7 protein-coding genes are annotated in these 13,022 nt (G+C 64.6%); 4 read left to right on the forward strand and 3 right to left on the reverse strand.

Annotation, left to right across the window (positions count from 1 at the left end; genetic code table 11):
- Positions 1 to 139: 139 nt before the first annotated feature.
- Complete coding sequence (gene dnaK, locus AC0L2A_RS19660; protein WP_091591896.1) at positions 140 to 2,056, reverse strand: molecular chaperone DnaK; 1,917 nt, start codon at positions 2,054 to 2,056, stop codon at positions 140 to 142.
- Between the two features lie 559 nt (positions 2,057 to 2,615).
- Between dnaK and AC0L2A_RS19665 the strand changes: the two genes are divergently transcribed.
- From AC0L2A_RS19665 to AC0L2A_RS19680, 4 genes are all read left to right on the forward strand, one after another.
- Entirely contained in the window at positions 2,616 to 6,239 is a 3,624-nt protein-coding gene (locus AC0L2A_RS19665) for a hypothetical protein (RefSeq protein ID WP_473610183.1), read from the forward strand.
- Positions 6,240 to 6,406: 167 nt separating this feature from the next.
- Complete coding sequence (locus AC0L2A_RS19670; RefSeq protein ID WP_473610184.1) at positions 6,407 to 8,365, forward strand: EB domain-containing protein; 1,959 nt, start codon at positions 6,407 to 6,409, stop codon at positions 8,363 to 8,365.
- A 127-nt stretch (positions 8,366 to 8,492) separates the two neighbouring features.
- The gene (gene rpe, locus AC0L2A_RS19675) at positions 8,493 to 9,170 is read left to right on the forward strand and encodes a ribulose-phosphate 3-epimerase (RefSeq protein WP_473610185.1); all 678 of its coding nucleotides are present in this window, start codon (positions 8,493 to 8,495) and stop codon (positions 9,168 to 9,170) included.
- 231 nt (positions 9,171 to 9,401) lie between these two features.
- Positions 9,402 to 10,781, forward strand: a complete 1,380-nt coding sequence (locus tag AC0L2A_RS19680; protein WP_473610187.1) for a malonyl-CoA decarboxylase — start codon at positions 9,402 to 9,404, stop codon at positions 10,779 to 10,781.
- Between the two features lie 41 nt (positions 10,782 to 10,822).
- On the opposite strand, the gene nagA is transcribed toward AC0L2A_RS19680, so the two are convergent.
- Together nagA and AC0L2A_RS19690 are read right to left on the reverse strand one after the other, a co-directional pair.
- Positions 10,823 to 12,001: an N-acetylglucosamine-6-phosphate deacetylase gene (gene nagA, locus AC0L2A_RS19685; RefSeq protein WP_473610188.1), complete on the reverse strand. Its 1,179-nt coding sequence runs from the start codon at positions 11,999 to 12,001 to the stop codon at positions 10,823 to 10,825.
- Positions 11,998 to 13,008 carry an SIS domain-containing protein gene (locus tag AC0L2A_RS19690; protein ID WP_473514599.1) on the reverse strand — a complete coding sequence of 337 codons (1,011 nt, stop codon included), beginning with the start codon at positions 13,006 to 13,008 and terminating at the stop codon, positions 11,998 to 12,000. The genes nagA and AC0L2A_RS19690 overlap by 4 nt, the downstream gene beginning before the upstream one ends.
- Positions 13,009 to 13,022 lie beyond the last annotated feature (14 nt).

Below are 13,022 nucleotides of genomic sequence, written 5' to 3' on the forward strand. Positions count from 1 at the left end.
TTGCGCCGGGCATTACTACGTCGCTGCGCGTCCTGTTGGACACGCAACGACGCTATAGCACTTTGATTTTTTCGCATGATCCTTTCCGGAAATCGATTCCGATTTCGGGGTCATGCGCCTAAACCTGCCGGCAGGCCGCTTAGGCCGACTTCTTCTTGTCGTCGTCCTCGTTGATTTCCTCGAAGTCGGCATCGACCACGTCGCTGTCCTTGGCCGCGTCCGCCTTGGCGTCAGCTTCCGCGGCTTCCTTCTGCGAAGCCTCGTACATGGCCTGGCCGAGCTTCATCGAGGTTTCGGCGAGCGCCTGCGTCTTGGCTTCGATCTCGGCCGCGTCGTCGCCTTCGGCAGCGGTCTTAAGCGCCGCGATCGCATCGGCGATCGCCGTGCGGTCGGCCTCGGAAACCTTCTCGCCATACTCCTTCAGCGACTTTTCCGAGGAATGCACCAGCGCCTCGGCCTGGTTGCGGGCCTCGACCAACGCGCGCCGCTTCTTGTCGGCCTCGGCATTGGCTTCGGCGTCCTTCACCATCTTCTCGATGTCGGCGTCCGAAAGGCCGCCAGACGCCTGGATGCGGATCTGGTGCTCCTTGCCGGTGCCCTTGTCCTTGGCCGAGACGTTGACGATGCCGTTGGCGTCGATGTCGAAAGTGACCTCGATCTGCGGCACGCCACGCGGCGCCGGCGGAATGCCGACCAGGTCGAACTGGCCGAGCGCCTTGTTGTCGGCGGCCATTTCACGCTCGCCCTGGAAGACGCGGATGGTCACGGCCGATTGTGAATCCTCGGCAGTCGAGAACACCTGGCTCTTCTTGGTCGGGATCGTCGTGTTGCGCTCGATCAGCCGCGTGAACACACCACCCAGCGTCTCGATGCCGAGCGACAGCGGCGTCACGTCAAGCAACAGCACGTCCTTGACGTCGCCCTGCAGCACGCCGGCCTGGATGGCGGCGCCCAATGCGACGACCTCATCCGGATTGACGCCCTTGTGCGGCTCCTTGCCGAAGAACTGCTTCACGATCTCCTGGATCTTGGGCATGCGGGTCATGCCGCCGACCAGGACGACCTCGTCGATTTCGCCGGCCTTCAGGCCGGCATCCTTGAGCGCCGCCTTGCAGGGTTCGATCGTGCGCTGGACGAGATCCTCGACCAGGCTCTCGAACTTCGCCCGCGTCAGCTTCAGCGTCAGGTGCTTGGGGCCGGTGGCATCGGCGGTGATGAAGGGCAGGTTGATCTCGGTCTGCGTCGTCGACGACAGCTCGATCTTGGCCTTTTCGGCCGCTTCCTTGAGGCGCTGAAGCGCGAGCTTGTCGCTGCGCAGGTCGATGCCCTGTTCCTTCTTGAACTCGGCCGCCAGATATTCGACCAGACGCATGTCGAAATCCTCGCCGCCGAGGAAGGTGTCGCCATTGGTCGACTTCACCTCGAACACGCCGTCGCCGATTTCGAGCACCGAAATGTCGAACGTGCCGCCGCCAAGGTCATAGACGGCAATGGTCTTGCCTTCCTTCTTGTCGAGGCCGTAGGCAAGTGCGGCCGCGGTCGGCTCGTTGATGATGCGCAGCACTTCAAGGCCGGCGATCTTGCCGGCATCCTTGGTTGCCTGGCGCTGGGCGTCGTTGAAATAGGCCGGAACGGTGATGACCGCCTTCTCGACCTTCTCGCCGAGATAGGCTTCCGCCGTTTCCTTCATCTTCTGCAGGATCATTGCCGAGATCTGGCTGGGCGACTGCTTCTTGCCGCCGGCCTCGACCCAGGCGTCGCCATTGTCGCCCTTGACGATCTGGTAGGGGACAAGCTTCTTGTCCTTTTCCGTAACCGGATCGTCATAGCGGCGGCCGATCAGGCGCTTGACCGCGAAGATGGTGTTTTCAGGATTGGTGACCGCCTGGCGCTTGGCCGGCTGGCCGACGAGGCGCTCGCCGTCGCTGTTGATGGCGACGATGGATGGGGTCGTGCGCGCGCCTTCCGCATTCTCGATGACCTTCGATTCCTTGCCGTCCATGATGGCGACGCAGGAGTTGGTGGTCCCCAGATCGATACCGATTACTTTTGCCATTTTTCTAATCTCTCCGCTAAGCAGGCTCTCAGGACCCGTACAGGCGTTCCGACGAAAGCCCCTGTTCACAAGAAATTCCGCTTCGGCAACCGGCATTCCGGCGCCGAACGGCTTGGCGCGTATATAAGAACAGGCTGCGCGGCGCGCAAGCATTCTGCGCAAGGCATCCAACACATCCTTTTCTCGGCCCGGCCAGGGTTCTCCGGCCCATGAACCTTTCCGCGTCGGTTCGCGACTGACACCCAGATGCGCTGCGTGGTGCGGCCCTGGAAAGGAAAGGCCATGACTGGAAATCCAGTCTCAGCGCGACCACCGCTTTCGGGGTGGGGTCGCTATGCCAGGCGTTCCGCTGGTTCCGTTGACCATGCGTAAGAGCCGGCATATCGTGATTTCGAGGAAAGCAGACAAATTCGATCAGGGAAAACGTGCCGGAACGTCGCGCCTTGCCCTGGTTTGCGCGGAAACACCGGATGTTTCTCCCGTCGCCCGCGGGGGGAATTCCATGTCTTGCGACCACGGCGCGTTCGTACGCTCTCGTGCTGGCGGTTTGCGCCGTGCGATGCAAACAGCCAGCGGCTTTCCGGCGTTGGCGCTCGCCACCATCCTGTGGCTTGGCGGTGCCGTGCAGGCGCAGGAAACGCAGATCATCTATCCAGGCTCGATGGCGGTGACCGGATTTTCCGGTACCGTCATTCGTGATCCTGAGGAGGGCCTGCCGCCCAGCGTCGACCCGGTCGACGAGACCTTTATCGACACGACGCGCGCAACCTTGCGCGTCTTTGACGTTTCAAGGCTGGGCGGGCGGGCCTCCGGCCAACTCGTCTTCACGCCGCCGCCCTTCGAAGTGACGGCCGGGCAGATCGGCCAGGTGTTCGGCATCACCTATGACGACGGGGTACGCGACGGTGCTCCCTCGGGCATTGCGAACCTCTATGCCGGCGCCACCTCGCTGCATGGCGTCCGCATCGTCACGTCAGACGAAGATGCGGACGGTCGTCCCGAGCGGCAGCGTCGCGGTGCTGCCGGCGCCACCTTCATGGACGGCCAGTTCGGCACCGAGAACGGTGGCGGACCGGGCACGATCTGGAAGATCGACGGCATCACCGGCCAGGCCAGCAAATTCGCCGACCTCGAAACCAACAGCGGCCCTGGCATCGGCGACGTCACCTTCGACACTATCCGCCGCCAGTTCTTCGCCAGCGACCTCGACACCGGTCTCATCCACCGCATCGACGCCAACGGCACGCCGGTCGACAGGTTCGACCATGGCGTTGCCGGACGCCCGGCGCACGGGCTGGCCCCGCTTGCCGACGATGGCTTGGTGATGGACATCGAGGATGCTGCCTTCGACAGCGAGGACCCCGACAGCTGGGGTTATACGCAGGATGAGCGTCGCGTCTGGTCCGTCGCCTATCACGGCGGCCGCCTCTATTATTCCGTCGCTGAAAAGGCCGAGCTCTGGTCGGTGGGCGTTGCCCGCGACGGCAGCTTTGCTGGCGACCCGCGCTGGGAATTGACGGTCAAGGCCGACAACGGCCACGCCGTCACCGACATCGCTTTCGACATCAGCGGCTTCATGTACTTGGCCCAGCGCGGCCCGGTGGATAACCGCTACGACTACAGCCGGTTCGCCGATACCGGCACGGGTGAGGTCTTCCGCTACGGGCGCGAAAACCCGGACGATCCGGCGACGGAATCAATCTGGGTGGAAATGCCGCAGGACTATGCGGTCGGCTTCCCGCAAGACAACCGGCAGTCGGCTGGCGGCCTCGACCTGCAATATGGCTATGACGCCGACGGCAATCTCGACGCGAGCATCTGCACCGAGACGCTGGTCAAGACCGCAGACAAGTTGCGCGACAACCCCGCGCTTGCCGAACGGCTTGCCGGCGGCGGGCCGCTCGCCGTGCACGGTGTGCAGATCACGCCGACGGCGCTGGTCAAGCCGGCCAACGTGCCGCCTTTCGGCGCGTGGTTCGTCGACTTTGACGGCTATTTCGAAGACCCCGAGGTAGAAGGCCCTGAGGCAGAAGGGCATGTCGGCGACGTCGAAGTCTGGCATCCCTGCGAAGGCCGTGCCGGCTACAATGAGCAGATACCGGGCGGCGGTTACCTGCCGCCTTTCTATCCGCCTGATTTTCCGCGGCCCGGCGGCGTGCCTCCTTGCCTCGACAACGACCGCGACTGCGCCTCGATCCCGATCTGCCGGCGTGGCGACCGGGGCCGCGACTGCCGGCCGCCGGTGGAAAAGAAGGTCGATTTGATCCTGAAGAAGCGTGCCCGCACCCCGGTCTGCACGGCAGATGGTGTCTGCACCTTCGTGATCGATATCATCAACAACGGCAACGTCCGCTACGACGGGCCGCTGACGGTTACCGACACCTATCCGGGTGGCGTGCCGGCATCGTCGAGCTTCGGCCCGATCCCGCCATGGACATGCGGACCGAACGGCCCCGGCCAGTTCCGTTGCGACAATGCCGGCATCGTGCTCTCGCCGGGCGCCTCGACGCCGATCTTCGTCAAGGCGATGATGCCGGCCGGTTACCGGCCAAACACGGTCGAGAACTGCGCCGAGGTGAAAGCCATCCCCGGCGAGAACAACCTCACCAACAACAGGGCCTGCGCCAGGCAACGCATCCGTCATCCCGACAGCGGCAAGCCGGCCATGCGCATCACCAAGATGTGCAGGGGAGCGCTGGCCGGTGCTGCGGTCGTCACCTGCCGCATCACCATCATCAGCACCGGCACCAGTGCCCCCACCGGTCCGGTTCGGGTCAACGATGCCGCGACGCTGGTGCCCGGCGGCAGGCCCGTTCAGATCCAGACCGTCACTCCCGACGGCGCGGAATGGACGTGCGGACCGGTTCCGGCCAATGCGTTGTCGTGCCAGATTCCCGGCGCCGTCATGACGCCCGGAACCAGCCGTCACTTCGACGTGGCGCTTGCAGCGAATGGCGTATTCGAGAACTGCGCACGCGGCTCCTACGGCCCGGCGCCAGGAGACGACGTCGTCCATCCGATCGGCAGGGCCTGCGCCAAGGGCGGCGGCGCCTCGAGCATCCGTGTCGAGAAAACCGGCGATGCCGAGTGCCGGGTCGGCCAGCCCTGCTCGTTCGAGATCACCATCGCGAATGATGGGAAAAACGCCTTCTCCGGTCCGGTTCGCATTGGTGATGCGATCGGTGTCGAAGGCCTCGGCCGGCTGGAAGGCGTGGCGATCACCTCGATCGACCCGCCCTTCGGCTGTGCGCCGGAACCGGCGACCTTGCCTGCGTCCTGCATCGCCAATCTGACGCTCGGCACCGGGGAAAGCCACGTTCACCGTGTGACCGCGATCATTCCCGACGACGGCGGCCTGGCCGATCTGCAGGGCGCCGTCAGCGGCCAGAACTGCGTCGGCGTGCTGTCGCCCGACACGCCGGTGCGAGGTGCGGGCAAAATGCTCTCCGGCGACCTGACCAGCGTGCAGGGCGATCGCGGCAAGGCCTATGCCTGCCATCCCTTCACCATCAAGAATAATGAGGGGAAGAAGGCGTGCTCGCAGGGCCTCGTCATGAACGACGCCGGCCGCTGCGTCTGCCCGCAAGGCACCACTTTCCGCAACGGCCAGTGCTCGTCGGCTGGCGGCACGGTCATCATACCGAAACCGAAGGAGCGCTGCGTGCTGCTCAAGGGCCAGATCCGTACCTCCGACGGGCGTTGCGTCTGCCCGCGCGGAACCGAGATGGAGAACCGCAGGTGCGTGTCGACCGACGAGCCGCCGGCACGCATGTGCAAGCTGTTGCCTGGCCAGATCCGCACCAAGAGCGGCGATTGCGTCTGTCCGAGACGGACGGAACTGAGGGGCAGGGCCTGCTTGCCGATCGTCAAGCAACCGACGGTTGAACTGTGCACCATCCGCGGCCAGGTTCACAACAAACGCGGCGCCTGTCTCTGCCCGCGCGGGACCGAGGTGATCAGAGGCGCATGCCGCCGGGCGCAGCTGGAGTGCGCGCCTGGTTCACGGCTGATCAACGGCCGATGCCAGCCGATCATCAGGCGGCGCTGCCCGGTCGGGACAGTCGGACAGTATCCGGACTGCACTCCGATCCGCAGGGCGCCGACGCTGCAGATCAATCCGAATCTGCTGCTGAACCCGAACATCCTGCAGCAGCCGAGGCGCAGGCCGCGGACTCTCCAGTAGGGGACCCGGCGCGCAACAGTCCGTCACCTTGGACCGCAACACCAAGACCTCGCCTGAGCAATCCGGCGGGGTTCTGGTGTTGGTCGGACGCGTTTCAGCCGCCGCGTGAACCTAATCGCTGCAGTCGGCGACAAACTCCGTGAAGCAACATTTCAGGGAGAGAGAAAATGTCTTCAGCCAAGCATGCTTTCCGCAACACGGCGGCGACCGCTGCCCTGATCGCAGCCGCGCTCGCCACCACACCGGCCTTCGCCAAGCAGGCGAACATCAAGTCAATGTCGTTCAACACCGAAAGCGCCAACACGACGATCCATGTCGGCTCGAGCGACAAGCAAAAGTGGGACACGCTGAAAAGCGGCAACGTCCAGTTCTGGGGCCACATGAAGCTCAACACACGGTGGCCAGGTTATGTGCAGGATGTCGGCGTCGCGCTCGGCGTTTGTGGACCGGGCCAGTGCGGCGCGTTTCCGCCGATCTGGAGCGCGTCACCTGTCGGCCGCGACTACGATCATCAGGAAAATTTCTCCTTCGATCCCTCCATAATACCGCTGTCGTCGGACACCGGTATCGCCGTCGTGCCTTACGGCGACCAGATCATTGCCCGGTGCAATCAGCACCTCCAGCCCGATGGGCCGACAAAGTCTTACTCGTTCACGCACAGCTTCCATGCAAGCTTCTCGGCACTGACCGACACGGCGCTCGACATGGACAATGCGGTCAGCGAGGCCCAGGGCGGCAGCTGGCCTCATCCGCTGTACGACTCGCACTATGCCGAGCATGGAACGTTCGACGTCCAAATTGTCTGCGACCCCGTCATCAAGCCGCCGGTTCAGGACGTCGCCAATGATTTCGGCGAATTCGACGTGGACAACGTCAAGCTGTTCCTGACCACCTACCAGTCGAACCAGACCGGCTCGACGCCCGGTACGGTCTGCCCGTCGTTGAAGGTCACGAGCCGGGCGCAGGCCAACCAGGCCGGGCCCGTGTCGATGCGCATCTGGCGCCAGAAGAACGACGGGCCGATCACCTCCGAGGTGCAGCAGGCGTGGGCGTCATACGACGCGACCAAGAATGGCTATTTCGCCACCTATGAGAAATGGGAGGATGTCGGCGCCACCGCCTATTTCCAGTACAAGACCGAGATCATCGGCAACGGACCGTTCGAGCCATTCGACGGCTGGAAGGACATCACCGTCCATTGCACCGGCGCGGGTGGGGGCGGCTTCACCGACGCACCTCAGGACAACCCCGACAACCCGCCGGCGCATTCGGACTGGCAGGGCGAGGTCACTGTCTCGGACAGCGCTGGCTTCAAAAAACTCTGCCCGCGCAAGGGCCAGGTGGCGTTCGACGTCGAGCGGGAGGCGCCGGGTGCGTTTCACTACCGCATCAGCTGCTCGAACGGCGCATTCTTCACCGACACGACGGCCGCCTTCAATGATGGCGGTGTGTTCAAGGCGAGCGCCGCACACGAGTTCAGCATCGTCAGAACCCGCTCGATCCAGTGCACCCTGCAGGAGATCAAGCAGAACGGTTCGATCGCCACCGTCGACAACAGCAGCGAGGATTTTACCTGCATCAAGCGCAATTTTGATCCGAATGCCGATGGTCTGGCGGTCGATACGCCACCCAATCCCGGCAAACCGCAACTTCCGCCGGTCGTCATCGATGCCGGCCGCACATGCCTGCCGAGCCAGAGGCCGATCCGCGGCAAATGCGTCGACAAGCCGCTCGTGGCTGCCTGCCGCAGCACCGAAAAGCGTGTCAACGGCAAGTGCATCGGGGTCAGCATCCACTGCCTGCCCGGTTACCATCGGGTGGGGCTGAAATGCGTGCGCAATGCGGTGATCGCCGACAGGTGCAAGCGCGACGAACAGCACATCGACGGGAGATGCGTGCGCAAGCCCTCGATCGTTATCGACTGCAAGCGCGGCTATCATCTGGTCGGCAAGGCATGCGTCAAGAACCCGCTGATCATCACCGCCTGCCGGGCAACCGAAAAACTGGTGCGTGGACACTGCGTGCCCAAGCAACCTGTGAAAAAGCCCAATCTGCAAAAAGTGAGGCAAGGCAGCGGCAAGGTCTTACTGCCACGACCGGCCAGGCCGCTGCATCCGGTGAACTGAAATCGCGACGCTTGAACAGGGAGAGAGGCCGACGCTGCCTCGCTCCTTTGCGCAGGCACCGGATTCCTGTCGACAAGCAGCGCTGAGACGATTACGGCGAAGGCGGACTCAAGAACGGGAAGCGAACATGGCTCACAAGACCCTGATCGCGCCATCTGTGCTGGCGTCGGATTTTTCGAAGCTGGGCGACGAGGTCGAGGCGGTGGTGGCGGCCGGCGCCGACTGGATCCATCTCGACGTCATGGACGGGCATTTCGTGCCCAACATCAGCTTCGGCCCGCCGGTGATCAAGGCGATCCGCAACCGCACCAAAACCTTCTTCGACTGCCATCTGATGATCGCGCCGGCCGATCCCTATCTGCAGGCGTTTGCCGAAGCCGGCTGCGACGGCATGACGGTGCATGCCGAGGCCGGGCCGCATCTCGACCGTTCGCTGCAGACGATCAGGGATCTCGGCAAGCAGGCCGGCGTGTCGCTCAACCCGGCGACGCCGGAAACGGCGATCGAATATGTGCTCGACCGGCTCGATCTGATCCTGATCATGACCGTCAATCCGGGTTTTGGCGGCCAGGCTTTCATTCCGGAGGTCGTCGACAAGGTGAAGCGGGTGAAGGCGCTGATCGGCAATCGGCCGATCCGGATCGAGATCGACGGCGGTATCTCGCCGCAAACAGCACCTTTGGTCACCGCCGCCGGCGCCAGCGTGCTGGTCGCTGGTGCAGCCATCTTCAAGGGCGGCAGCGTCGAAGCCTATCGGGCGAACATCGAGGCGATCAGGACAGCGGCCGACCAGGTGGCCGGCTGACGCTGCCGCTGCCGGCGCGCCGTCACCGGCACGCGCTGTTCTCCCAGCCAGTCAGGAATTCGTTGGCCGACGCCGGTGCGCTTGTGCTCGTGACATGCGATCCCCAGCCAAAATGGCCTTGTCCATTTTTGGCGATCTTATTGGCATATCCAAAACTACCAACCATATTCTCTGTCTCACCCTCATGTCTCTCCGGACCCTCCCGCAGGCTCCTCTTCGACGGTCGGATCGATGAACCGCAGCCCTTTCTTCGCTGACCTGCTGAACACCATCGCCGACCGCGGCCGGATGATGCTGAACCTCGTGCGCGGTGACGAGCCGGTTTCGGCCGACAGCCTGGCACGTCTGTGCGTCCGTCTGCTTTCCAGCCAGGGCGAGGCATCGGGCGTCGCCTATGCAAGAGAAATACTCGATCGCTGGCGCACCCTCGGCGCCGACGGCAGGCTGGCTTTCCTGCATGTGCTGCGCGATCGTTTCGGCACCGATCACGCCAGGCTTGCCGCCGCGGTGGATGCCTATCGCGCCGAGCCCGACGATCGCTCGGCACTTGCCCTGCACGACGCCGCCGAGCCGGCCAGGCAGGAGCTCCTGCGCCGTTTGAACCTGGCGCCCGGCGGCATCGAGACGCTCGTGCGCATGCGCCAGGATCTGCTTGCCCGGCTGCCTACATCGCCCGATCTCGCCATCGTCGATGCCGACTTCACCCACCTGCTGTCGTCTTGGTTCAACCGCGGCTTCCTGGTGCTGCGTCGGATCGACTGGTCGACGCCGGCCAACATCCTGGAAAAAATCATCCGCTACGAGGCGGTGCACGCCATCCACACCTGGGACGATCTGCGCCGCCGGATCGAACCCGACGACCGGCTCTGCTATGCGTTTTTTCATCCGCAGCTCGGCGACGAGCCGCTGATCTTCGTCGAGGTCGCGTTGACCCGGGCGATGCCGACGACGATCGCCGAGCTGCTCGCCGACGAGCGGCCGCCGGTGCCGCCACGGCAGGCTACGACAGCGGTGTTCTATTCCATCTCCAACTGCCAGGAGGGCTTGCGCGGCATCTCCTTCGGCAATTTTCTGATCAAGCAGGTGGTCGAGGATCTGCGCCGCGACCTTCCCGGCCTGACCGATTTCGTCACGCTGTCGCCAGTGCCGGGCTTTGCCCGCTGGCTGGCCGAGCAGGCCGAAACCATCCCCTCGGCCGCCGAAGTGTTGGACCTCGTCGCCGACGAGGGTTGGCATGCGGACGCTGCCGCTCGCGACCGCGTCGGCCCGGCGCTGCTTCCTCTTGCGGCACAGTATTTCCTCGAATCCCGCACCGCCTCCGGCAAGGTGATCGACCCGGTCGCCCGGTTCCATCTCGGCAATGGCGCGCGGCTGGAGCGCATCGACCTTTTCGGCGATCTGTCGCCCCGCGCCTTGCGTCAGGCGCATGGCCTGATGGTCAATTATCGCTACAAGCTCGACGACATCGAGAAGAACCACGAGCTGTTCGCCGCCAGGAACGATGTGGCGGCCGCGCCGGCCGTGCGCCGCCTGCTGCCGAAACCGGCGAGACCGGCCGCGTCGCGGCTTCCGGCGCCAGCCCAGGTGATTGGGGACAAGAGGGACACTTGAACAACCACCCGCTTCAGGCTGCGGGCCGAACGGCTGATACCTTAGGCGCCCTTTGCTACACCGACCTCGAAAACCCTCTTGCCTTCTATCCAGACGCCCTTGACGTCCAATTCGTCCGACAGCGCAACGATGTCGGCGGCGGTGCCGTTGGCGAACCGCCCGAGCCGGTGTGATTGGCCGATCGCCTGCGCCGGATAGAGCGAAGCCATACGCAGCGCTTCCGACAGGTCCAGTCCGACGACACGGTGGACGAAGCGCACGGCGGAGATCATGTCGAGGTCGGCGCCGGCCAGCGTCCCGTCGGCAAGCCGCAGGCTGCCGTCCCTGCGGTAGACGGCGCGGCCGTTCAGCGTGAATGAGGTCATGTCGGTGCCGATCGTCGCCATCGCGTCGGTGACCAGGAAAATTTTTGCCGGGCCCTGCTTGGCGCGCAACGCGATGGCCATGGTGGCGGGATCGACATGGATGCCGTCGGCGATGATCCCGGCAAACAATGTGCCTGTATCGATGGCGGCACCCGCCAACCCCGGCTCGCGGTTGCCGATCTGGCTCATGGCGTTGAACAGATGGGTGACCATTGTTGCGCCGGCATCGGCGAACGCGCGCGCCTTGGCATAGAAGGTGTCGGAATGGCCGAGGCTGACGACGATGCCGGCCTCGACCAGCGCCGAAACGCGAACGGTGTCGACCGATTCCGGCGCTACAGTCGTCAGCAGCACCGGCAGGTTTTTCCGCGCCGCAATCAGCATCGCCTGGTCGGCATCCAGCATCGGCCGGATCAGCGCCGGGTCATGCGCGCCCTTGCGGGCGATCGACAGATGCGGGCCTTCGAGATGCAGGCCCAAAAAGCCCGGCACCTTTTGCCGTGCGGCCTCGGCCCCGGCGGCAACCGCCGACGCGGTGATCTCAGGCGTGTCGGTGATCAGCGTCGGCAGCAGCGCCGTCGTGCCGAACGGCGCGTGCGCCCGGCAGATGGTTTCGATCGAAGCAACATCGGGATGGTCGTTGAGCATGATGCCGCCGCCGCCATTGACCTGCAGGTCGACAAAGCCCGGTGCAAGCATGCCGCCGCCGGTTTCGATACGCTCGACGCCGGACGGAACGGCTCCGGTGGCAACGATGGCCTCAACGAGGCCGTCTCGCACGACAAGGGCAGCGTTGTCGTGCCAGTCGTCGCCGTCAAAAATCCGGGCGCCAGTCAGGGCAAAACGGTCGCTCATATGGTTTCCGTCACCTTGCGAAGATTGGGCGGCGTGTCCGGATCGAGACCGCGATGGCGGGCAAAGGCCTCGACGAAGCCATAGAACGACACGATCAGCGCCAGCGGGTCGGTCAACGGATGGCCGGTGGCGACATGCGGCAGGTGCTGAGCGCTTGTCGCCTTGTCCGAAGTCACGAAAACGGCCGCGCCCTTGCCCGCCAGGCTGTCGGCGGCCTCTGCGACCGACGGCTCGGAAGCATCGCGGGCGGCGAGCGCCAGCACCGGAAAGTCAGGCCCGACCAGCGCCAGCGGGCCATGCATGACTTCGGCTGCACTATAGGCCTCGGCGTGCATGGCGCAGGTTTCCTTGAATTTCAGCGCCGCCTCGTTGGCGATCGCCGCGGACGGACCACGACCGAGGATGAACAGAGACTTCTGCGTCTCAAGGGCGCTGGCCAGCGCCATCCAGTCGCAGGCGATCGCCTTGCGGAAATGTTCCGGCAAACGGGCAAGTGCTGCCAGCAACTTGTCGTCACCGGTGCTATGCGCCATCAAGGCGAGGCCGGCGACGGCTGAATTGACGAAGGTCTTCGTCGCCGCGACGCTGCGCTCCGGGCCGGCCAGGATGTCGATGGCGTAGTCGCAGGCCCGCGCCAGCGGCGAATCGGCGGTGTTGGTGATGGCGACGGTCAGCGAACCGCCGGCTCTCGCGGCTTGCGCCATGGCGACGATGTCCGGGCTCTTGCCCGACTGCGAGATCGCCAGGCAGGCCGAGCCGGCCAGCTTGAGCCTGGCGCCATAGATCGAAGCGATCGACGGGCCGACCGACGCGACGGCAAGGCCGGCGGTCAGTTCCACCGCATACTTCATGAACGTGGCGGCATGATCGGAGGAGCCGCGCGCTACGGTGACGACGAAGTTTGGATCGCGCTCGCGAATGCCGCGCCCGGCCTCGGTCAGCACCGCTGCCGAGCCGTCGAGCAGGCGCGCGGTGGCCTCCGGGATCTCCTCGATCTCGCGCCGCATATGGGTAATCCCCA

It is taken from the genome of Mesorhizobium sp. WSM4844, assembly GCF_055811775.1.

Bases quoted from the DNA above. Each gene is read 5' to 3' on its own strand.
- dnaK (WP_091591896.1), bottom strand. From the start codon at position 2,056: ATGGCAAAAGTAATCGGTATCGATCTGGGGACCACCAACTCCTGCGTC.
- AC0L2A_RS19665 (WP_473610183.1), top strand. From the start codon at position 2,616: ATGCAAACAGCCAGCGGCTTTCCGGCGTTGGCGCTCGCCACCATCCTG.
- AC0L2A_RS19670 (WP_473610184.1), top strand. From the start codon at position 6,407: ATGTCTTCAGCCAAGCATGCTTTCCGCAACACGGCGGCGACCGCTGCC.
- rpe (WP_473610185.1), top strand. From the start codon at position 8,493: ATGGCTCACAAGACCCTGATCGCGCCATCTGTGCTGGCGTCGGATTTT.
- AC0L2A_RS19680 (WP_473610187.1), top strand. From the start codon at position 9,402: ATGAACCGCAGCCCTTTCTTCGCTGACCTGCTGAACACCATCGCCGAC.
- nagA (WP_473610188.1), bottom strand. From the start codon at position 12,001: ATGAGCGACCGTTTTGCCCTGACTGGCGCCCGGATTTTTGACGGCGAC.
- AC0L2A_RS19690 (WP_473514599.1), bottom strand. From the start codon at position 13,008: ATGCGGCGCGAGATCGAGGAGATCCCGGAGGCCACCGCGCGCCTGCTC.